Origin of the sequence: Kitasatospora viridis, assembly GCF_007829815.1 — a bacterium.
GTDB classification, from domain to species: Bacteria; Actinomycetota; Actinomycetes; order Streptomycetales; family Streptomycetaceae; genus Kitasatospora; species Kitasatospora viridis.
This window is the reverse complement of the sequence record NZ_VIWT01000001.1, coordinates 1,444,359-1,463,571: the sequence shown is the minus strand read 5'-3', so window position 1 is coordinate 1,463,571 and position 19,213 is coordinate 1,444,359. Positions and strand designations below refer to the sequence as shown.

At 72.8% G+C, this 19,213-nt stretch carries 23 protein-coding genes; 17 read left to right on the top strand and 6 right to left on the bottom strand.

Annotated elements, in window-relative coordinates:
• Positions 1-4 precede the first annotated feature (4 nt).
• Positions 5-973, top strand: a complete 969-nt coding sequence (locus FHX73_RS06595; RefSeq protein ID WP_145904076.1) for a LuxR C-terminal-related transcriptional regulator — start codon at positions 5-7, stop codon at positions 971-973.
• Between the two features lie 30 nt (positions 974-1,003).
• On the opposite strand, the gene FHX73_RS06590 is transcribed toward FHX73_RS06595, so the two are convergent.
• Both FHX73_RS06590 and FHX73_RS06585 read right to left on the bottom strand, forming a co-directional pair.
• Positions 1,004-2,419, bottom strand: a complete 1,416-nt coding sequence (locus FHX73_RS06590; RefSeq protein WP_145904075.1) for a glycoside hydrolase family 5 protein — start codon at positions 2,417-2,419, stop codon at positions 1,004-1,006.
• A gap of 105 nt (positions 2,420-2,524) precedes the next feature.
• Positions 2,525-3,178 carry a TetR/AcrR family transcriptional regulator gene (locus tag FHX73_RS06585; protein WP_145904073.1) on the bottom strand — a complete coding sequence of 218 codons (654 nt, stop codon included), beginning with the start codon at positions 3,176-3,178 and terminating at the stop codon, positions 2,525-2,527.
• A gap of 165 nt (positions 3,179-3,343) precedes the next feature.
• Here FHX73_RS06585 and FHX73_RS06580 point away from each other — a divergent pair, with 165 nt between their 5' ends.
• A complete protein-coding gene (locus FHX73_RS06580) occupies positions 3,344-4,579 on the top strand; it encodes an acyl-CoA dehydrogenase family protein (RefSeq protein ID WP_145904071.1) in 1,236 nt (411 codons plus the stop codon).
• 38 nt (positions 4,580-4,617) lie between these two features.
• On the opposite strand, the gene FHX73_RS06575 is transcribed toward FHX73_RS06580, so the two are convergent.
• Complete coding sequence (locus FHX73_RS06575) at positions 4,618-4,812, bottom strand: DUF1918 domain-containing protein (RefSeq protein WP_145904069.1); 195 nt, start codon at positions 4,810-4,812, stop codon at positions 4,618-4,620.
• A gap of 79 nt (positions 4,813-4,891) precedes the next feature.
• The gene (locus FHX73_RS06570) at positions 4,892-5,755 is read right to left on the bottom strand and encodes an enoyl-CoA hydratase/isomerase family protein (RefSeq protein ID WP_145904067.1); all 864 of its coding nucleotides are present in this window, start codon (positions 5,753-5,755) and stop codon (positions 4,892-4,894) included.
• Positions 5,756-5,867: 112 nt separating this feature from the next.
• Between FHX73_RS06570 and FHX73_RS06565 the strand changes: the two genes are divergently transcribed.
• The 3 genes from FHX73_RS06565 (at position 5,868) to FHX73_RS06555 (ending at position 8,132) form a co-directional block, all read left to right on the top strand.
• Positions 5,868-6,359 carry an NUDIX domain-containing protein gene (locus FHX73_RS06565; protein ID WP_246213387.1) on the top strand — a complete coding sequence of 164 codons (492 nt, stop codon included), beginning with the start codon at positions 5,868-5,870 and terminating at the stop codon, positions 6,357-6,359.
• A 738-nt stretch (positions 6,360-7,097) separates the two neighbouring features.
• On the top strand, positions 7,098-7,562 hold the full coding sequence (locus FHX73_RS06560) for a GntR family transcriptional regulator (protein WP_145904065.1): 465 nt from the start codon (positions 7,098-7,100) through the stop codon (positions 7,560-7,562).
• Between the two features lie 15 nt (positions 7,563-7,577).
• The gene (locus FHX73_RS06555) at positions 7,578-8,132 is read left to right on the top strand and encodes an HD domain-containing protein (protein ID WP_145904063.1); all 555 of its coding nucleotides are present in this window, start codon (positions 7,578-7,580) and stop codon (positions 8,130-8,132) included.
• Here FHX73_RS06555 and FHX73_RS06550 read toward each other — a convergent pair.
• Together FHX73_RS06550 and FHX73_RS06545 are read right to left on the bottom strand one after the other, a co-directional pair.
• Positions 8,129-8,602 (bottom strand): NUDIX domain-containing protein, encoded by a 474-nt coding sequence (locus tag FHX73_RS06550; RefSeq protein ID WP_145904061.1) that lies wholly within the window; start codon positions 8,600-8,602, stop codon positions 8,129-8,131. The genes FHX73_RS06555 and FHX73_RS06550 overlap by 4 nt on opposite strands.
• Positions 8,599-9,369, bottom strand: coding sequence for a helix-turn-helix domain-containing protein (locus FHX73_RS06545; protein ID WP_145904059.1), 771 nt, complete (start codon positions 9,367-9,369; stop codon positions 8,599-8,601). Before FHX73_RS06545 ends, FHX73_RS06550 begins: the two co-directional genes overlap by 4 nt.
• A 322-nt stretch (positions 9,370-9,691) precedes the next feature.
• Between FHX73_RS06545 and FHX73_RS06540 the strand changes: the two genes are divergently transcribed.
• The 12 genes from FHX73_RS06540 to FHX73_RS06475 all read left to right on the top strand — a co-directional run bounded on the left by FHX73_RS06540 (position 9,692) and on the right by FHX73_RS06475 (position 19,180).
• Positions 9,692-10,258 carry a hypothetical protein gene (locus tag FHX73_RS06540; protein WP_145904057.1) on the top strand — a complete coding sequence of 189 codons (567 nt, stop codon included), beginning with the start codon at positions 9,692-9,694 and terminating at the stop codon, positions 10,256-10,258.
• 120 nt (positions 10,259-10,378) lie between these two features.
• On the top strand, positions 10,379-10,657 hold the full coding sequence (locus FHX73_RS06535) for a hypothetical protein (RefSeq protein ID WP_425461432.1): 279 nt from the start codon (positions 10,379-10,381) through the stop codon (positions 10,655-10,657).
• 5 nt (positions 10,658-10,662) lie between these two features.
• On the top strand, positions 10,663-12,273 hold the full coding sequence (locus FHX73_RS06530) for a DUF2637 domain-containing protein (protein ID WP_246213785.1): 1,611 nt from the start codon (positions 10,663-10,665) through the stop codon (positions 12,271-12,273).
• A 16-nt stretch (positions 12,274-12,289) separates the two neighbouring features.
• Positions 12,290-12,604, top strand: a complete 315-nt coding sequence (locus FHX73_RS06525) for a hypothetical protein (protein WP_145904051.1) — start codon at positions 12,290-12,292, stop codon at positions 12,602-12,604.
• Positions 12,605-12,651: 47 nt separating this feature from the next.
• Complete coding sequence (locus tag FHX73_RS06520; protein ID WP_145908114.1) at positions 12,652-12,987, top strand: RRQRL motif-containing zinc-binding protein; 336 nt, start codon at positions 12,652-12,654, stop codon at positions 12,985-12,987.
• An 18-nt stretch (positions 12,988-13,005) separates the two neighbouring features.
• Positions 13,006-13,455 (top strand): hypothetical protein, encoded by a 450-nt coding sequence (locus FHX73_RS06515; protein WP_145904049.1) that lies wholly within the window; start codon positions 13,006-13,008, stop codon positions 13,453-13,455.
• A gap of 13 nt (positions 13,456-13,468) precedes the next feature.
• Positions 13,469-13,876: a RapZ C-terminal domain-containing protein gene (locus FHX73_RS06510; RefSeq protein ID WP_145904047.1), complete on the top strand. Its 408-nt coding sequence runs from the start codon at positions 13,469-13,471 to the stop codon at positions 13,874-13,876.
• A 41-nt stretch (positions 13,877-13,917) separates the two neighbouring features.
• Positions 13,918-15,624 (top strand): hypothetical protein, encoded by a 1,707-nt coding sequence (locus tag FHX73_RS44545; protein ID WP_170304866.1) that lies wholly within the window; start codon positions 13,918-13,920, stop codon positions 15,622-15,624.
• A 115-nt stretch (positions 15,625-15,739) separates the two neighbouring features.
• Positions 15,740-17,887 (top strand): ATP-binding protein, encoded by a 2,148-nt coding sequence (locus FHX73_RS06490; RefSeq protein ID WP_145904039.1) that lies wholly within the window; start codon positions 15,740-15,742, stop codon positions 17,885-17,887.
• Positions 17,888-18,131: 244 nt separating this feature from the next.
• On the top strand, positions 18,132-18,320 hold the full coding sequence (locus tag FHX73_RS06485; RefSeq protein ID WP_145904037.1) for a hypothetical protein: 189 nt from the start codon (positions 18,132-18,134) through the stop codon (positions 18,318-18,320).
• Positions 18,321-18,334: 14 nt separating this feature from the next.
• Positions 18,335-18,847: a hypothetical protein gene (locus FHX73_RS06480; protein WP_145904035.1), complete on the top strand. Its 513-nt coding sequence runs from the start codon at positions 18,335-18,337 to the stop codon at positions 18,845-18,847.
• A 9-nt stretch (positions 18,848-18,856) separates the two neighbouring features.
• Entirely contained in the window at positions 18,857-19,180 is a 324-nt protein-coding gene (locus FHX73_RS06475) for a hypothetical protein (RefSeq protein WP_145904033.1), read from the top strand.
• The last annotated feature ends 33 nt before the right edge of the window (positions 19,181-19,213 follow it).

Here is a 19,213-nt window from a genome sequence, read left to right as displayed (position 1 = left end):
TCAGATGGCGGAGCAGTGGACCGCTCGGTTCGGCGCCCTAGGCCTGAGCTTCGACCAGGAGCGGCTCTACCTCCAACTGCTCGCCTCGGCCGGGCTGAGCGCCGGCCAGCTGGGCCAGTCGCTCGGCATCGGCGCCGAGCGCTCGCTGGCCGCGCTCGCCGTGCTCGCCGACCTCGGCCTGGTGGAGCGCCCGCTCCCGGACGGCGCGGTGTGGAGCGCCGCCGCGCCCGACGTGGCGCTGGAGGAACTGCTGCTGCGCCGGGAGCTGGAGCTGCGCCGCACCAGGGGCCGGATCACCGAACTGCTGCGCACCTACCGGCGCTCGCGGATCGGCACCGAGGCCGGCGAGCTGGTGGAGATCATCACCGGCCGCGACTCGATCGCCGAACTCTGGCGCAGCCTGCAACTGGGCGTGCGCGGCGAGCTGCGGGTGCTGGACAAGCCGCCGTACATCCGCCGGGCCGATCCGGAGCTGGAACTGGCCGCGCTGGCCCGGGGCGTGCGGATGCGGGTGGTCTACGAGAGCCGGGTGCTGCGCGAACCGGACCGGCTGGCCGAGATCCGGCTCTTCACCGGCGCCGGCGAGCAGGCCCGGGTGCTGCCCGAGCTGCCGCTGAAGCTGGCCCTGGTGGACGACAAGTGGGCCTTGCTGCCGGTCAGTTCCGGCACCGAGCTGCAGAGCGTGCTGCTGGTGCGGCCGTCCTCGCTGCTGGACGCGCTGGCCGGCCTGTTCGAGCTCTACTGGACCAGGGCGATGCGGATGCCGGCCGGCGACTCCGCCGAACTGCCGCAGGACCGGCACCGCCAACTGCTCGCGCTGCTGGCGGCCGGGCTGACCGACGAGAGCATCGCCCGGCAGATGGGCGTCTCCACCCGGACCGTGCAGCGCTGGGTGCGGGAGCTGATGGACCGCTTCGGCGCCCGCACCCGGTTCCAGGCCGGCATCCAGGCGGCCCGGGCGGACCTGCTCTAGGCGGTCCGCCCGGCACCCCCCGACCGGTCGCTAGCCGGTCCGCACGGTCAGGGTGACCCGCGCGCCCCGCGCCACGCGCACCCGGATCCGGCCGTCGCCGGCCCGGACCTGCTCGGCGGCGCCCCCGCTGACGGTGAGCCGGGCGCCGGGCGGGGCGGCCAGCTCGGTCCAGCCGCCGGTGCTGGTGAAGGCGGCCGTGTAGCTGTCGGCGGACCACCGCTCGACGGTGGGCAGGCCGGCCAGCGCCACCGCGTACGGGCCGAAGACGGGCGCGTCCCCCGGGGCCGGCTTCCCGGCCGGGTCGAGCGCGCAGTAGCCGCCGTCGCCCCGGCACCAGTACCACATGGTCCAGGCGGCGGCGAAGCCCGCCATCGCGGCGACCTGACGGCGCACCAGCTCCCGGTTGCCGGGCGTGGCGGGGTTCGGCGGCCCCCACTCGCCGACCAGCAGCGGCATCCCGTGCCGGCGCGGGTAGGCGGTGATGGCCGCGGTGTAGGCCTGGATGAACCCGTCGCCCGGGTTCCAGTCGGCGCCGTCCTCGACCGCGGTGTCGTAGAAGTGCGGCGCGTAGCCCAGCCGGGGCGCGCCCGGGCGCGGGTCGGCGAAGCCGGGCAGGCTGGTCGGCACGCCCTCGCCGACCAGCACGGTGGGCTCGACGAAGAGCCAGCTGCGCCGGTCCACCGAGCGCACGGCGGCGATCAGCCGCTGGTACATCAGGGCCAGTCGGCCCTGTTCCAGCGCGGCCGAGGAGGCGGCCAGTGCCGCCGGGTCGGTCGGGTCGCCGGTCACCGGCCCGAACGGCTCGTTGAACAGGTCGTAGCCCAACAGCGAGCGGTGGCCGCGCAGTTCCCGGGCGATCCGGGTGTAGAACTCGCTCTGCCGCTGCCGCAGGTCCGGGTCGTCGTAGAGGTGGCGGAAGGCGGCCTGCACGGAGGGCTCGAAGTAGCCGTTGAACCAGTTCGTCGGGTCCGGCACGAAGGGCAGCCCGTCGTCCCGGGTGGCCCAGGGCGGGATGCCGTCGGTGCCGCCGCCGAAGGCCGGGCCGTAGACGTCCTGGTGGAAGTCGATCACGGCCAGCAGGCCGTCCCGGTCGGCCCAGTCCAACAGCCTTCGCAGGTTGCCGAGTTCGGCGGCGTCGTAGTGGTCTCGGGCGGGCTCCAACCGGTCCCAGGAGACCGCCACCCGGATCAGGGTGAAGCCCCGGTCGGCGATCGCGCGCAGATCGGCCTCGGTGGTCTCGTCGTACTTGTCGACGTCGAAGCCGCGCGGCTCGACCACCCGGCCGGCCTGGTCGGTGAAGAGCACCCGGCCGTCCGGCGCGGTGGTGCTCGCGACCGGGAAGTCGGGGCCGGGGGAGGCCGCGTCAGCGGGTGGTGCGCCGCTCAGCAGGGCGAGCGCGGTGCTGAGGGTCACGAGCAGGGCGGTGGCGGTTCGGCGCAGACGCACGGGCACCTCGCACGGCAGGCGGTGGGGGTGGGAGCCGATGCTCCCGGAGCCGGGCGTGCCGCGCAAGGGTCCGAGCGAGACGGATTGTCAGCAACTGATGGACGATCAACCCTCGGCAGGCTCGGCCGAGTTGTCGAGCGCGGCCGGTTCGGCGACCGGTGCGACCGGGGTGGGCAGCGGGGCGGCCGCCGCCAGCCGGCCCCAGAGCAGGTCGGCCAGCACCTGCACCATCCGGGTGCGCGTGCACGGCTTGTTCTCCAGCCACCAGTCGCCGGCCGCCAGCACCATGCCGGTGATCGCTCGCCCCCAGGCCTCGGAGATCACCGGTGCGTCCGGTCCGAGGTCCACCTGGGCGGTCACCGCGCGGGTGATCTCCTCGGCGATCTGCCGCAGCGCCGGGGCGAGCACCCCGCCCACCCCGTTGGGGTCGCCGGCCTCCGGGTGGGTGAGCAGCTGGTAGACCTGCGGCCGGGCCTCGATGCCGGCCAGGTAGGTGTCCAGCACGTGCTCCACCCGCTCGCGCCGCTCCAGCGGCTCGGCCAGCGCGGCCCGGATCGCGGTCAGCAGGCCCGAGGTGTGACGTTCGGTCAGCGCCTGGAAGAGCCCGCTGCGGTCGCCGAAGTGCCGGTAGAGGATCGGTTTGGTGATCCCGGCCTCGGTGGCGATGGCGTTCATGCTCGCCCCCGGCCCGTCCCGGCGGACCACCCGGTCTGCGGCGTTGAGCAACTGCTCCCTGCGCGGTTCCTCCAGTGCGGTCACCCCGGCCCTCCCTCTCTCCCGCTGCGTCTCCCGCTGCCCGGACGCGTTGACAGCCGTTACCTATCAGTAGCAGACTCCGTCGATGTTACCCCCGGTAACACCCGAGCGGCGCGATCTTGGGCCCCGGATGATCCACCACATTCCACGCGAAGAGGAGTGACCGCGATGACCGCCTTCTCGATGGCCCTGAGCGAGGACCAGCTCGCCCTGCGGGACTGGTTGCACGGTTTCGCCGCCGACGTGATCCGCCCCGCCGCCGCGGAGTGGGACGAACGCGAGGAGACCCCCTGGCCGGTCATCCAGGAGGCCGCCAAACTCGGCATCTACTCCATCGACTTCTACGCCCAGCAGTTCTTCGACCCCACCGGCCTCGGCATCCCGATCGCCATGGAGGAGCTCTTCTGGGGCGACGCCGGGATCGGCCTGTCCATCACCGGCACCACCCTGGCCGCCGTCGCGGTGCTGGCCAACGGCACCGAGGAGCAGGTCGGCACCTGGGTGCCGCAGATGTTCGGCACCCCCGAGGACGTCAAGGTCGCCGCCTTCTGCTCCTCCGAGCCGGACGCCGGCTCCGACGTCTCCGCGCTGCGCACCCGGGCCGTCTACGACCAGGCCACCGACGAGTGGGTGCTGAACGGCACCAAGACCTGGGCCACCAACGGCGGCATCGCCAACGTGCACGTGGTGGTCGCCACCGTCGACCCGGCGCTCGGCGCCCGCGGCCAGGCCTCCTTCGTGGTGCCGCCGGGCACCAAGGGCCTCAGCCAGGGACAGAAGTTCAAGAAGCACGGCATCCGCGCCTCGCACACCGCCGAGGTGGTGCTCGACGACGTGCGGCTGCCCGGCCACTGCCTGCTCGGCGGCAAGGAGAAGTTGGACGAGCGGCTGGCCCGGGCCCGCGAGCGGGCCGCCAGCGGCTCGGCCGCCTCGGCCGGCGGCCGCAACGCCGCGATGGCCACCTTCGAGGCCTCCCGCCCCGCCGTCGGCGCGCAGGCCATCGGGATCGCCCGGGCCGCCTACGAGGTGGCGCTCGACTACACCAAGACCCGGGTCCAGTTCGGCCGCCCGATCATCGACAACCAGGGCGTCGCCTTCACCCTGGCCGACATGCGCACCCAGATCGACGCCGCCCGGCTGCTGGTCTGGCGGGCCTCCTGGATGGCCGCCAACCAGCAGCCGTTCACCGCGGCCGAGGGCTCGATGTCCAAGCTCTACGCGGGCGAGACCGCGAAGTGGGTGACCAGCCAGGCGATGCAGCTGCTCGGCGGCAACGGGTTCACCCGCGAGTACCCGGTGGAGCGGATGCACCGGGACAGCGCGATCTACACCGTCTTCGAGGGGACCAGCGAGATCCAGCGGCTGGTCATCGCCCGGACGGTCTCCGGGATGCCGATCCGCTGACCGCCCCGGACGACTCCCAGCGGTCCGGTCCCGGCGGTCTAGCGGTTCTTGGGCCGCTGCTCGACGGTGCAGTCGGGGCCCGGGTAGAGCAGCCCCTCGTGGCCGTCGGCGAAACGGACCAGGTACGGCGGTTCGCCGTTGCTCCCGCGCACCTCGGTGATCTCGCCCTGCTGCTCGTCGATGCCGACGGCCCGGCTGTGGATGTGGATGTGGTCGCCCACCTGTGCCCGCATGTCCGGAAACTCCTTGCCTCGGGGTGGAACTGCTCCTTGGGGACAGCTCACCAGAGAGTGACTGGACTCACGTCTCACGTTACTCCGTCGGGCCTAGCCGTTCCGCTGCCGGGGAAACCGCCGGTCGCAGGTCCGGGAAGGCCGGCTCGCGGCGCTCCAGGAAGGCGGACAGGCCCTCGCGCACGTCCGGCGCCTCCCGCGAGCGGCGCTCCCACGGGGCCAGCGCCGCCGCGGCCCCGGCCGGGCCGTCGGCCGCCAGCGCCGCCTTGACCGCGCCGATCGTCTGCGGCGAACGCCGGGCCAGCAACCGGGCGAACTCCAGCGCCCGGCCGTCGAGTTCGGCGGCCGGGTGGACCTCGTCCAACAGGCCGAACCGCTCGGCCCGGGCCGCGTCCACCAACTCGCCCGAGAACAGCAGGTACTTGGCCCGGGCCGGGCCGACCAGCGCGGCCAGCCGCAGGGTCGGCACCGCCGGGTAGACCACGCCCAGCTTCGCCGGGGTGATCCCCAACCGGGCGTCGGCGGCGCCGAACCGCAGGTCGCAGGCGAGCGCCAACTGGCAACCGCCGCCCACGCAGGAACCGTGCACCACCGCCAGGGTGGGGTGCGGGAACGCCGCCAGCGCCTGCTCCGCCTCGACGTTGCGGGCGTGGAAGGCGTCCGCCGCGGCCGGCGAGCCGTAGGCGTCGGCGAGCTCCGTGATGTCCGCCCCCGCACTGAAGGTGCGCTTCGCGCCGGTCACCAACAGGGCGCGCAGGCCCGGGCGTTCGGCGAGACCGGCGAGCAGCTCGGGCAGCGCGCCCCACATCCGCAGGGTCACCGCGTTGCGGCGCTTCGGCCGGTCCAGCAGCAGCACGGCGACGCCGTCCGCGCCCTCGAACACCCGCAGGCCCGGGACCGGGGCGGGGAGTTCGGCGCGGTCGGCGATCAGGTCGGTCGTCATCCCCCCACTCTCCCAGGCGCCCCCGCCGACCCGCCGGTGGGGGCACGCCCGCGTGCTTGAATGCGGGCGACCGCCGGCCCCGCCGGACGCGACCGATCGGAGACACCGCACCGTGCAGAACGACCAGTTGCAGGCCCGCGCGGCCTGGCTCGCCTCGCTGCCCCGCTCCTACACCGGCGCCGCCGTGCTGCTCACCGACCAGGACGGACGGGTCCTGGTGCTCAAGCCCAACTACCGCCCCGGCTGGCAGTTCGCCGGCGGCACCATCGACCTCGGCGAGGACGCCGCGCAGTGCGCCCGGCGCGAGCTGCTGGAGGAGACCGGCCTCGACCTGCCGGTCGGCCGACTGCTCACGGTCGTCTGGACCCACCCCTCCGAGCAGCTGGACCACCCCGCCGTGCACTTCGTCTTCGACGTCGACCCGGTGCCGGCCGGCACCGCGATCGCGCTCCAGGAGAGCGAGCTGGAGGACTACCGCTGGGCCACCGTCGAGGAGGCCGCCGCCCTGCTCGGCCCGGCCCGCGCACCGCGGCTGCGGGCCGCGCTCGCCGCGCGCGAGGACGGCGCGGTCCGGGTGATCGGCAGTACGGTCACCGGCATCTGAACCCGCGCGGCGAGCCGGGTGCTTCGCCTGCGGAGGGTGAGCGCGAAGCCGGACGAAAGCGGACACCGCTCACCGTCGGTGAAGGTGACAGTTCTTCAGTTCCTTCGCATGCTCATCACACTCTTGACAGGATCTGACAGAACCGGGTGAATAGTCATCGCTCCGGATGACGAAGGAACTGCGCTGCGCTTACGGCCCAGGTCGGCGACCCTCCGAAGGGGTATCGGGGCCGTGGAGGGGGCGGCCCCGGTGCTCCTTCGAAGGGGCACCGGCTGAGGCGCAGGCTGGGCGGGGCCTCGGTGGGGCTCGGTGGGGTCCGATGGCGCTCGGTGGGGCTCGGTCGTGCGGGTCCCGCTGCGCGGGCGGGCCGCCGGTGGGCGCCGGACCTGTCGGGAAGCGCTGGGCGCACGAGTGGTGCGCGGTTGAACGGCGAAGGGCCTGACCGGCACTCGTGCTGGTCAGGCCCTGTGGGCGCCCCCGGCAGGACTCGAACCTGCGGCCAAGTGCTTAGAAGGGCGGCGATCACTCACTGGCAGGAGAGGGCTGTGACCTGCGCGGGAGTGTCAAATGGGGCGCTCTATGGGGAACATCGCGACGCGAATGCGACGCGACCCGGCCCGGGCTTGGAGTCGACAGTCCGCAGACCCGTAGGCCTGAGCTGTCCGGGTACCGTGAGGCTGGCAGCGCTGGGCGCTGGAGACCAGGTCCGGGGTGGACTGATACGGAGAGGGGTTGCTGGTGACCGAGCGGAGTCCTCGGGGTACCTACCTGCAGATTGCGGAGGCGCTCCGTGTTCAGGTGGGGGACGGCACGCACGGGAGTCGGCTCCCCTCTGAGGCCAAGCTAATGGAGACCCACGGCGTGGGCAGGACGACGGTGCACCGGGCACTGGCGGTACTTGAGCGCGATGGCTTGATCAGCTCGCAGCCAGGCGTCGGCTGGTTCGTGGTGTCAGGAGGGGAACGGCCTCCGTCGTTGCTGGAACAAGTCACCGCGCTAATCGGACCGGAACCCGACAGGCTGTCAGTCGGGGACCCTTTCCCGTCGGAGAAGGAGCTCTGTGAGCGGCTGGATGCCAAGCGGGGGACCGTACGTCGGGCGCTAGCGCAGTTGGAGGGCGCCGGGGTACTTGAAGTACGGCACGGGAAAGGACGGGTCGTCCGGGCCCTTCCCGGGGCCGAGAATCCTTCCCAGTCTTCCTAGAACGGGGTCAACACCTTGTGGGCTTATGAACTGGCGGAGTCCCTGCTCGCCGAGTCGCTGCCGCGTCGGTGGGCGCACTCTCTCGGCGTTGCTGGCAGGGCTCGATCGCTGCAGCCGATCCTTGGGGCGGAGGCGGAACTGCTTGAGGCAGCGGCAGTGCTGCACGATGTGGGGTACGCGCCGGGGCTCGTAGACACGGGGTTCCACCCCCTCGACGGCGCTCGATTCCTTCGCGATGTCGCTGCAGTGGACGAGCGGGTCGTGCGGCTGGTCGCCAATCACTCGTGCGCCTTGCTGGAAGCGGAAGAACGAGGCGGCAACCTGCGGCGAGAGCTGGCGGAGGAGTTCCCTCTCGAAGACCCGGGGCTGGTTGACGCGCTGATCTACTGCGACATGACCACCACGCCGCAGGGAGACCCGACCACCACGCCGGATCGGATCGCCGAGATCGTCAGCCGATACGGGGCCGACAGCGTAGTCGGTCGGTTCATCCGCCGTGCCGAGCCGGAGATTCACGGTGCAGCCGAGCGCATTGCTGAACGGCTGGAGAGCGCCACGCCGGCCATCTAGCCGATGTAGGGCTGGCCCCGGTCAGGTTCGAGTCCGTGCTTGATCCGCAGTCGGATCGACTGGTGGATTGCCAGTTCATCGAGGTCCGCTGGGTCCACCCAGCGGACCTCTTTGCTTTCCGAGCTGGTCCGCAGCTCGCCGCCGACCGGGCGGGCACGGAAGCAGATGGAGAACTGCTGTCGGACCTCGCCGTCGTCGTAGGCCATGACATGGCCCGGGTCGGTGTACAGCCCCGTGACGGCCAGTACCTCGACCTCAATGCCGGTCTCCTCCCGCACTTCGCGCACCACAGTGTCGGCGATCGACTCGCCGATGTCGTGGCCGCCGCCGGGCACGGCCCAGAGGTCGTTGTCCGTACGGTGGATGAGCAGCAGTCGTCCCAAGTCGTCCAGTACGACGGCAGTGACCGACGGCACCACTGAGTTCGCCGCCGGCGCCTTCGGATCGTGGAAGTAGTCGACGCGACTCACGAGGTCTCGCTCTCCAGCTGAGGGGAGGTGATGCGGCGGGCACCGTCCCAGATCCGTTCGATGCTCGTTGTATACGTGCTGAACAGCTCGCCGCCGGGCACGTGGCGAAGGTGCATCACCGGAGCGAGGTAGGCCCCGACGCCGTAGACGTGCCCGTTGACCAGCACGTCGTCGTCCGCGCGGTAGATCGAGTTGTACAGCGTGGTGGCGTGCAGGCGGAACTCGACGTTCGGTAGGTTGAAGAGAGGGGTGTAGTTGGCCAGCGCGTTGCGAATCTTGCTGGCCATCGCGGGCCCGATCCCTTCGTCCATGCCGCGCTGGGCAACCGGGTCTGACAAAGGGTCTCCGAGCATGAGTCGGATCGGTACGCCGTCCTGCGACTTCTCCCGAATCAGTCGAAAGAAGAGCGGGTCCTCTGAGAGCCAGAACCCGGCATAGACCACCAGGTCGAAGTGGCGGGTGGCCTTGGCGTACAGCGAGGTCCACAGCTCCTTCGGGACGACCGCGCGGTGCGGGTAGAGCATCACCAGCTCCGCCCGGCCGGCCTCGGCTGTCTGACGGCTGGTCCGCTCGTCCGGCCAGAGCTCCGACAGCTCCTTGCCCAACAGGTTGGCGATGGCGTACTGGGTTCGGCGGTACGGCCGGCGCTCGTCCTTCGCCTCGACCCACCGATCCACGGTGCGAGTGCTTACGCCGAGACGTTCGGCGACTTCTTCGAGGCGTAGGCCGCTCGCGAGTATCGCGCCGCGGAGCTGTTCATTGGCCATCTCGCCCTCCCCTGGACGGTGTTCCGGCGCTTGGACGGTGCGGGACGACTTGACCGTACTCAAGACGGACCGTAGTCGTCCAGCTGCATCGTGTCTCGACCGCGCTAGCTGAGCGAATCTTGTTCTCGCCGCCGGAGAGCTCGGCGGCAAATACCGGAAGGACTTGACGAACCGTCTGCTTCTCGGCATCGTAAGAGACATGTTCAACATGTCTCGCATGGCGAGGCTGGAGAACTGACGGTCCATGAAGGGCCTTCTTTGAGCTGCGCAAATGCGCCACCCCATCGTCGTGAGCTCCACCTGCCTGCCAGGAGGCTTCGCCATGTCCGCTCCGCTTCGTACGTCCGCCGCCCCGTCCGTGACGGGCCGCTCCTACGCCCGCCGCATGGCGTCGCTGACCGGTGGTTCCCGTCAGGTTTCCGCCGGCCGGTGGGTGGCGGAGGCTCGGGGTGCCGAGCGTCGGCGCCGGGCGGTCGCCTGCCGGCTCGGTCGGCTGACCGGGACGGCGGCGCCGCGGTGGAGCGGTGAGATCGGCGACCAGGAGTGGCAGACGGTCCTGGCGGCCGGCGCTCAGGCTCTGACCGAGCTGTTCGAGGACGGGCGGCCGGGCGTCTCGCCAGAACTGGCCGACACCGCGCGGGGGTTCGCGGCCGAGGCCTCCGGACGGAACGCGGACGGCGTGATCGACCGGACCCGCAACGGCCGCAGCGAGGCGCTGGTGGACGACCTGCTGGCCGCCCAGCCCGCGAGCCCGCTGGACATCGTCGGCAACGACGAGCGCAAGGGGATCCAGGAGTGGAGCCCGTTCCGCGGCGGCCCGCGCCACGTCGTGCGGTGCGCGGACGGTACCCGCCGCTACGGCGACGGTTCGCTGGCCGCGCAGCACTAAAGCCCTGCTCAACCAACCAGTGGTTGGCCTGCGCAGGAACGGCTCCCGCTTCCTTGGCCGGACGAGGAGCCGTCCCTGCCGGGCCACCCCGCTACAGGACGAGGTAGACCCGTGAAGGACATGATTGCAGGCCAGACGGCCCTGACGGAGGACGAGTTCGCCGAGCTCGCGCTCGGCGTGGACTCCGCGTTCACCCAACTGTTCACCGGGGTCCCCGGTGAGAGCGAGGCGGAGCGGAACGCGCGAATGGACGCCGCGGCGGGGATCCTGGCGGACCTGCGCCGGGAGGACTCGGTGCTGGCCGCCTTCGCCGAACGCCTGCTGATGGTGGCGCCGGCGCCGCTGCGGCGCCCGGCGGTGATCCGCCGGCGCGCGAGCGTCGAGCGGGTGGCCGCGTGACGACGATGGCCGCACCGGCGGCCGTTTCAACCCCGCCCGCCACCGCTTCGGAGACGCGCAAGGCCGCTTCGACCACGCCGGCCGACAGCGCGGCGAAGCTGATGCTGGCCCTGACGATCCTGGCCGCGGTCGGTGGGACGGTGCTGGCGGGGATCGGCTTCACCGGTTCCTACTCCGCGCTCGCGGCGCTCGGTTTCAAGCACGGCTTCGGGCGCTTCAGCTACGTGTTCCCGGTGGGTGTGGACGCCGGGATCGTGGCCCTGCTGGCGATGGACCTGCACCTGATCCGCAGGGGTACGCCGTGGCCGCTGTTGCGGGTGCTGGCGCACGGTTTCACGGTCGCGACGATCTACTTCAACGCCGCTTCGGCCGGCCCGCTGCTGGCGGATCCGACGGGCACGGCGATGCACGCGGTGATTCCGGTGATGTTCATCGCCTCGGTCGAGGCCGGGCGGCGGCTGGTCGTGCGGATCACCCGGATCGAGGCCGGGCGCCAGAGCGATGGAGTGCCGCTGCACCGCTGGCTGCTGGCCCCGAACCGGTCGTGGCGGATGTACCGGCGGATGCGCTTGAACGGCATCCCGTCCTATGCCCGTGCGGTCGAGCTGGAGCGCGACCTGCTGGTCTACGGGGTGCTGCTGGAGCGCGACCACGGCAACATCGAGTCTGCCCCGGCTGACCTGCGGCTTCCGCTCGCGATGGCCCGCTTCGGCCTGAGCGTGGACGAGGCGCTGGCCCTACCGATGCAGGCCGAGCAGGCCGCGCGGCTGCGGGACGAGTGCCGCGAGGAGTTCGAGGCCGGCGTCCTGGCCCGGGCCGAGGGCCGGGCCGCGGCGGCGGCGATCTCCCAGCTGCGCACCGCCGGCACGGTGGAGGCCGCCCGGCACGAGGTCGGCGCCGACACGGCCGCTGCCCAGGCTTTCGCCCAGGCCCGCACCCTGGCCGCCGGGCGTGAAGCTGCCGCCGCCGAGCGCCTGGGCCACGCCGAGGAGGAGCTGAAGGCAGCCGCGGCCGAGCAGGAGGCGGCCGACGCCCGCAAGCAGGCCGCCGAGACTGACCAGGCTGCCGCTGAAACGGAGAAGGCCGCCGCCGAAACCCGGCGCGCCGTCGCTGAAACGGAGCGGCAGAGCGCGGCCGAGGAGAAGGCGAAAGCGCAGGACGAGGAGGACATCCAGGCCGCTCGGCTGAGCGCTGCTGAAATGGCCAAGCGCAGCGCTGAAACGGAGGAGGCCACAGCTGAAGCGCGCAAGCGCACCGCTGAAGCCGACCGGGACGCGGCCATCGCCCGCGGCGATCAGGCCACGGCCGACGAGGCCGCCGCGCAGAGCCTGGCCCGTGCCACTGAAGCGCGCGAGCGTGCCGCTGAAGCGGAGCGGCGCGCGGTCGAAGCCGAGGACGAGGCGAAGCTGACCCCTGCCGCCCGTGCCACCCGCCGGGTCGCTCGGATGATCCTCGCCCAGGGCGGGTCCCCGGAGGCCGTCAGCCTCCAGACGATCGCCGACCTGCTGGACGTCTCGATCGCCACCGCCTCCGGCCGCCGCACCGAGGCCGCCGAACTCCTCGCGGCCGGCTACCGCGCCACCCACTCGCAGCTGACGGTCGCTCACACGGCCTGACCAGGAGAACCTCGCTATGACCGAGAACACCGCGTCCGACCAGATCAACGCCGTCGCGGCCGCGATGGCCCTGCTGGCCTCGAACCCCGACCTGCCCGCCCCCGCGCTGTCGATCGAGAACCTCTTCTACTCGCCGGAGGGGCGGTTCCTGGGCTGGGGGTTGCACCTGGCGCTCCACCACGGCCTGCACCAGTTCGAGCTGTGGCGCCAGGCGCTGGACATCAACCCCGCCGACGTCACCGACCGCGAGCCGGAGGGCGGGGTCTACTGGCTGCGTGCCTACGGCACCTTCGGCGGTGTGCCGGTGCGCCTGATCGGGTGCCCGGCCTAGTGAGCCGCCCGCGCTTCTGGGACCCGCAGGGGGTCCGGCACGGCGGCATGCCCACCTACCCCTGGCGCATGGCCCCCGAGCACCTGCTGACCCGACGTCAACTGAGGGCTCGGGGGCTGCAGCCGGGCGGTCAGGACGTGGTCGCGCAGATCCGCTGGCGCTCCCGCAAGGCCGGGACCGGGGTGCGGGAGGCCTACCTCTACCGCCTGGACCGCGCGGTGCCGGTACGGCCGATGACGCCGGGCCGCTGGCGCGCCCACCAGGCGATGATGCGCGCCCGCCGGACCTGCCCCAGCTGCCGCACCGAGTGCCCCTACGTCATCCCCACCCGCTACGGCGAGTGCCTGACCTGCATCGACAGCGCCGGCCGACAGGCCGCGTAACCCCGAAGGGGAGTCATCGTGAACAACGTTCGCGTTGCCCGGTTTGCCGCCGCCTACGCCCTGTTGCGGGCGGCGGCGGACGTGGGCGACCACTGGGTCCAGACCCACTCCCAGGCCCTGGCCAAGGGCCAGCACGACCACAACGAGGGGCAGTCGAGTGCGGCCGGGCGCCGCGCTTGTGCCGCTCACGTCGCCACCTACACCGCCACGCAGGCCGCCGCGCTGATCGGCGGCATGGCCCTGCTCGGCGAGCGGGTGAAGCCCGGTCGGGCGGTCGCGGCGCTGGCCCTGTCGGCCGGCACCCACTACCTGGCCGACCGGCGCGAGCCGCTGCACCGTCTGGCGGAGGCGGTCGGGAAGGGCAGCTTCGTGCGGCTGGCCGACCACGGCATGAACGGCGCCTACCTGCTGGACCAGTCCTTCCACCACGTCATGGAGACGATCGCCGCCATGATCGTCTCGGCCTGAACGGAGCTGTGCTGTGGGCAAGTTGATTCGGATCGAGAGCTTCGGGTTCCTGCACGGTGCCCCGCCCGAGGGCGCGCACATGGTGCTGGACCTGCGCCACCACTTCCGGGACCCGCACGTGGACCCGGAGCTGAAGTACCTGACCGCCCACGACGAGCCGGTTCGCCGGGCGGTCCTGGCCACGCCGGGGATCCGGGACCTGGTCACCGCGGTCGGGTGGGCGGTGGAGGCGTTCGACCTCGGGCCGGCCGACGGCGAGCTACTGATCGCGGTCGGTTGCGCGGGGGGCCGGCACCGGGCCGCCACGGTGGCGATGGCCCTGTCGGGGCTGCTGACCGTGCGCGGCTTCCGAACGGAGCTGACGCACCGTGACCTGGGCAAGCAGGTCGTGGAGCGGGCGCGGACGGGGCCGGAGCGGTGAGCGCGGCGAGCACCAGAGACGGTCAGGTCCAGGCCCCGACGGTGGTCGAGGACGTTGCCACGCCCGCCGCCACTGCGGCGGCGGTGCCCGAGAGGGAACCCGCCCGGGCTCCCCACAGCCAGGAGGGGACGATCGTGCCGGGAGTGCCGCTGGCGGTTGCGGGGGTGAACGCGCTGACCGGTCTGGCCGGCGCGGGGGTTTCGGTGGGTGGCCCGGCGTCGCTGGCGGTGGCCGGCGCGGTCGCCGGGCTGGCCGCGGTGGGGGTCGCGGCCGGCCGTGGGGCGGCCAAGCGGCGCCGGACGACGGTGGCGGCCGGTCGGGGATCGGTGCTCCCGCACCGCCGCCCCAACACCGGCACCCCCGGCCAGGCCGCGGCGGGCTCGACCGCACAGCGCTCGGCCGCCGGTCAGCACCGGGGTCGGGGCCAGGCAGCGCCGACCGCCGGCCACGCCGGTGCGGCCGCCGCTGGTGGCCGGGGCCGTGAGCAGAGCCGTTACGCGGCTCAGCGCACCGGTTCCGCGATGACCGGCACCCGCACGGCGCCGACGACCGCCAGCGCGTCGACCACGCCCTCGGCCGGCCCGGCCCGGGGCGGCGGGGGCCGTGGCGGTGTTCCGCGCCAGAGCGGCGGTGCGCGGTCGGCGAACGGGCCCCAGCGTGGTGCGGACCGGCGCCGCGGCGAGGGTGGCGGTGCGGTGTCGCGCTGGTCGGCCCGGGTGCTGCCCGGGCGGCGCAACGCCCCGGCCACCCGCACGGGGGCTGAAGAGGCCACCCGCGGCGGTGGCCGTTCCCGGGCCGGTGTCGCGGGCGGGGGTGGCCTCTTCACGGCCGCGCCCCGGTCGGCGCGGTCGGCGGATCGTGAGGCGCGCCGGTTGGCGAAGGGGATCGCGCGGGCGGAGCGGCGGGCCGGGCTGGCGCCCGGGTCCAGCACGTCGCCGGCCGGTTCGGCCCGCCCGGCCGCCCAGCAGAAGCCGGGAGAGCTGACCGAGGAGCAGCGCAAGCAGCTCAAGCGCTCCGCGTGGCGTCACCGCGGCGCGATGACCGCGGCCGGGGCGGTTGCGGGCGGGGTCGGATTGCTGTCGGCGGTGGTGGGCAACTGGCGCCACCGCGGCATGGTCTCGCGCCACGCCCGCCGCACCTGGTGGCGGCTGGCCGACAGGGCCCGCGCCGCCCGGGACGCCAGGGACGCGGCGATCCTCGGCCTGGACCGGCAGCAGGACGGACAGCGGGGCCCGGTCCCGCTGCCCGCGCAGTTCGTCAACCGCCCCGGCCGGCAGGCCGGTTCGGGGGTGAAGGCGGCGGTGGCGGCCGGGATGCCCGGCGCGTTCGCCGCCCTGATCAGCCTGGGCAAGCCCACCAACCAGAAGGGGACCACCGTGTCCGACTCCACGTCCGAGTCCACCGTTCCCGCGTTCTCCCTCTCCTCGGCCGCCGACGTCATGCTGCAGGCGGCCACCACCTTCGACCCGGAGCTCATGGTCGAGTTCCAGCAGCTCGTCGAGGACCTGCCCACCGCGTTCGGCACGATCCAGGAAGTGCTGCGGGTGCTGGCGGAGAAGTCCGCCGAGTCCCTGCCCGTCGACCCGGCCGTGGTCGAGGAGATCGGCGAGGGCTACCGCGCCATGGGCAAGGTCGTCCAGGCCTTGGAGGAGGTCGCCCCGGTCTACATGCGCGTCCACGAGGCCGACATCGAGCGCGTCGACAACCCCCGCAACGGGCTCGAAGCCGAGCGGAAGTGGAACGTCTAAACCCCAACCCACCCGCACCACAGCAGAGTTCGACGCTGGGGGCGCCCGCCACGGTGGGCGCCCCCAGCGCTTCCCGCGCACCATCAAGCGCCAACGCCCGTCTCGGGAGGACGTGTTGACGAACGCCAAGACCGCCGGCCAGTCGGGCGGAACAAGGATCGATTGGAAGGCCGGGCACGGGATCCTGTCCGGCACCCTGAACGGCACGCTGGGCACGCTGTCCACGACGGCGCTGGGCCACGCCACGGGCCTGCCCGCCGGCTGGGCGCTCGGCGCCGGGGCGGCGATCGCGCTGACCAGCACGGCGGTCGGCTGGCGCCGGCGACTGACCCGCGCCACCCTCGCCTTCCGGGCGGCGTGCTGGACCACCGCCGGCGGCTGGTCGTCCTGGGCGCTCGCCCACGGCGGCCCCTTCACCTGGCCCCACATCGCCGCCCTGGCCACCTGCGGGGCCGCGGCCGGGATCGCGGCGCCGCTCGCGAAGGGGCACGAGGAGGTCGAGCAGAACGCCCGGCGGCACCTGCTGCTGATCGGCGCCCGCCGCCAACTCGCCGAGGAGTGGACCGACCGGATCCGCCGCGTCTGCAAGACCGAGGTCACCATCCTGGGCATCGAGCACTGGCCCTCCGGCGCCGGCTACACCCTGGAGATCGAGCTCCCGGAGGGCGGCACCACCCGCAGGGTCATCACCGAGCACGTCGACCAGCTGAGCTCGGACCTCGACCTGCCCGAGGGCTGCGGCATCCAGGCCTCCCCCGGAATCTCCCGGCGCCGGGTCCTGCTGCAGGTCACCACCCGCAGCATGTCCGGCACCGAGTTCCCGTTCCCGGTCGAGGACATGGCCGAGATCACCACAGTCAACAACCCCATCCCCGTCGCCCTGCTCTCCGACGGGGCCCGCGCCGAATTGGACCTGCGGCAGGCCTCCACCGTGATCACCGGCCCCACCGGCTCGGGGAAGACGAACCTGCTGCATGACCTGATCGCCCGGCTCGACCAGACCAGTGACACGCTGGTGTGGGTGATCGACCTCAACGGCGGCTCGCTCGCGCTGCCCTGGCTGGCCGCCTGGCACGACGCCCAGACCGGCCGACCAGGATCCCGCTGGGCGGGCGCCGACATCCCGGTCCCGGGAGTGGACTGGGTGGCCTCCACCATCGAGGAGGCCAAGCGGATGCTGGCGGCGGCGGTGCGGATCGCCAAGGCCCGCAAGGTCGCCTACCAGGACGCCATGCGCGACGCCAACGACGACAAACTCCCCGTCGGCCCGACGATCCCCGAGGTCGTCATCATCGTCGACGAGGGCGCCGAAGCCGCCGCCACCCGCGCCGCCCGCCAGGTGCTGGCCGGGATCTCCGAGGTCATCCGCATCGCGCGTGCCATGGCGATCCGCGCCGTCGTCTCCGTGCTGCGCGTCACCTCCGACACCCTCCCGGACCCGATGGTGCGCAAGATGGCCTCCAACCGGATCGCCACCGGCGCCAACGAGGACTCCGAGCTCGGGCACCTGTTCGGCTGGCGCGCGCTGAAGGCGGAGGACTCGTTCGACGGGCCCGGCTCGATGCTGATCGGCACCGAGGGCCAGCAGCCCGCCAAGGCCCGCCAGCAGCGCATCAAGCCCGAGATGATCGAGGAGATCACCGCGATCACCGCCGCCCGCCGCCCGACCCTGGACGGCCCCTCGCTGGACGCGGCCGGCACCGACTACACCCACCGCTGGACCACCGAGCGCTGCGGCCACCTCTGGTACCAGCCCGCCGCAGCCATCGCCACCACCTCGGCCGGCGTCGCCGACGCGGTACCGGGCTCGGGTGGCCCGGCCGGTGACGGCCCGTCGGGTCCCGGGGAGCGGGAGTGGCGGGCGACCGCCGGATGGGACACCCCGCGCCCCGCGGCCGAGCCGGACGACGATCTGGAGAGCATCTGGCTGCTGCCCGCCGCCGGAGAACCCGCAGCACCCACCGGCGGCCCCGAGGCGTCCGCGACCGACTGGTCCGACCCCTCGACCTGGACCACCGGACGCGAGACCACCGCCCCGGAGGAGCCCGGCGCGAAGGAGGCCGCGCTGATGCTGCTGGTCAAGGCCGGCCCGGAGGGGACCGGGGCATCGGCGATGGAGAAGGTCCTCAAGCCCGAGTTCGGCACCACCCGCCAGACCATCGCCGGATGGCTCAAGGACTGGGCCGACAGCGGCGAGGTGATCCGCGTCGGCGAGGGCAACAAGACCCGCTACGTCCACCGCGGCCACAGCACCGAGGGCTGAAACAGGCCCGCCGTCGTCCGCGCTGTCGCCCACCCACGGAAACAGCCCCAAGGGGCCGTCAGGGGGCTGTAACCCCCCTCCTGACCTGGGAGGCGACAGTCGTGACGACAGTCGCCACGACAGCAGGACGACAGCACACACGACAGCCCTGACGACAGCTCAGGCGACAGCACCACGCCCCGCCCGGCACCGCGTCCGGGCGGGGCTTCCCACACCCCGAAGCCGCCAGTCGAGGAGACCAGCCGTGCCCATCACGATCACGCTCGCCACCCTGTCCGGCATCGCCACCATCGCGCTGATCCGCTTCCGCTGGGTCAGCCTGCCCGTCGCCGCCGCCGTGTGGATCTCCGGCTTCACCGCCGCCGGCACCGGCGCCGCCGGACCCGTCAACTCCTTCCTCACCGCCCTCATCCACCTCGTCAACCACCACTGAGCGGAGAGCTGACGATGACCACCCCCACCCCGATCCCGGCCGCCACCGCCGCCCCGGTCGACCCGGACGCCTACCTCATGCCGCCCGGCTACGTCGCCACCCTCGTGGACGGCCGCATCGTCGCCCTGCCTGTCGCCGACACCACCACCGCGCCCGCCCAGCAGCAGATACCGGCCGCCGCCGAACCCGGCCAGGGCCCCACCGTCGACGTGGGGCTGTCGTTGGCGGTGCGTCAGTGCGCGCTCTACGGGTCCCTGATCACCCTGGCCGCCGGCGGGACCTTCTGGCTGGTCGCCGAAGGGCTGGCCCAGATGGCACCCGCGATGGACGGAATCGTCCACGTCCTCAAGTGGGCCGCCGTCTTCGTCGCCCTGGTCGTGGCCGCCGTGGCCGCCGCCAAGGTCCGCACCCGAAAGGACGGCGCCACCACCCTCTCCCTCTTCCACACCACCAACACCACGACCAAGAACACGACCGTCGGCCGCCAGGTCGCCCGAGGCCGATCCACCTTGACCAACAACTTCTAGGAGACCCGCGTGCACACCACCGCTTACCCGGTCTTCACCGTCCCCGAGCTGCTGGGCTGCGGGCTCACCGACGGCAGGGCCATCCTGACCGGAACCATCACCGGCATCATGCAGCGCACCAACCGCGCCGGCGCCCAGTACGCCCTCCTCGACCTCACCGACGGCGACGGCCACCACGCCCTCGTCTGGGTCTTCCCCCGGTTCTGGAACGCCCTGCCCGACCGGGCGCTCGTCACCATCGGCACCGATGTGGCCGTGGTCGGGGTCATCAGCGGCTTCGGCTTCCAGACCGAGCTGATCGGCCAGCACATCACCCTCGCCCCGACCCGCTGAGCTTCGTACGACGGTTGCCCGATCCACCCCGCC

Bases quoted from the DNA above. Each gene is read 5' to 3' on its own strand.
- FHX73_RS06480 (WP_145904035.1), top strand. From the start codon at position 18,335: ATGACCACCCCCACCCCGATCCCGGCCGCCACCGCCGCCCCGGTCGAC.
- FHX73_RS06540 (WP_145904057.1), top strand. From the start codon at position 9,692: ATGTCCGCTCCGCTTCGTACGTCCGCCGCCCCGTCCGTGACGGGCCGC.
- FHX73_RS06525 (WP_145904051.1), top strand. From the start codon at position 12,290: ATGACCGAGAACACCGCGTCCGACCAGATCAACGCCGTCGCGGCCGCG.
- FHX73_RS06520 (WP_145908114.1), top strand. From the start codon at position 12,652: ATGCCCACCTACCCCTGGCGCATGGCCCCCGAGCACCTGCTGACCCGA.
- FHX73_RS06530 (WP_246213785.1), top strand. From the start codon at position 10,663: ATGGCCGCACCGGCGGCCGTTTCAACCCCGCCCGCCACCGCTTCGGAG.
- FHX73_RS06570 (WP_145904067.1), bottom strand. From the start codon at position 5,755: ATGACGACCGACCTGATCGCCGACCGCGCCGAACTCCCCGCCCCGGTC.
- FHX73_RS06595 (WP_145904076.1), top strand. From the start codon at position 5: ATGGCGGAGCAGTGGACCGCTCGGTTCGGCGCCCTAGGCCTGAGCTTC.
- FHX73_RS06575 (WP_145904069.1), bottom strand. From the start codon at position 4,812: ATGCGGGCACAGGTGGGCGACCACATCCACATCCACAGCCGGGCCGTC.
- FHX73_RS06580 (WP_145904071.1), top strand. From the start codon at position 3,344: ATGACCGCCTTCTCGATGGCCCTGAGCGAGGACCAGCTCGCCCTGCGG.
- FHX73_RS06535 (WP_425461432.1), top strand. From the start codon at position 10,379: ATGATTGCAGGCCAGACGGCCCTGACGGAGGACGAGTTCGCCGAGCTC.
- FHX73_RS06545 (WP_145904059.1), bottom strand. From the start codon at position 9,369: ATGGCCAATGAACAGCTCCGCGGCGCGATACTCGCGAGCGGCCTACGC.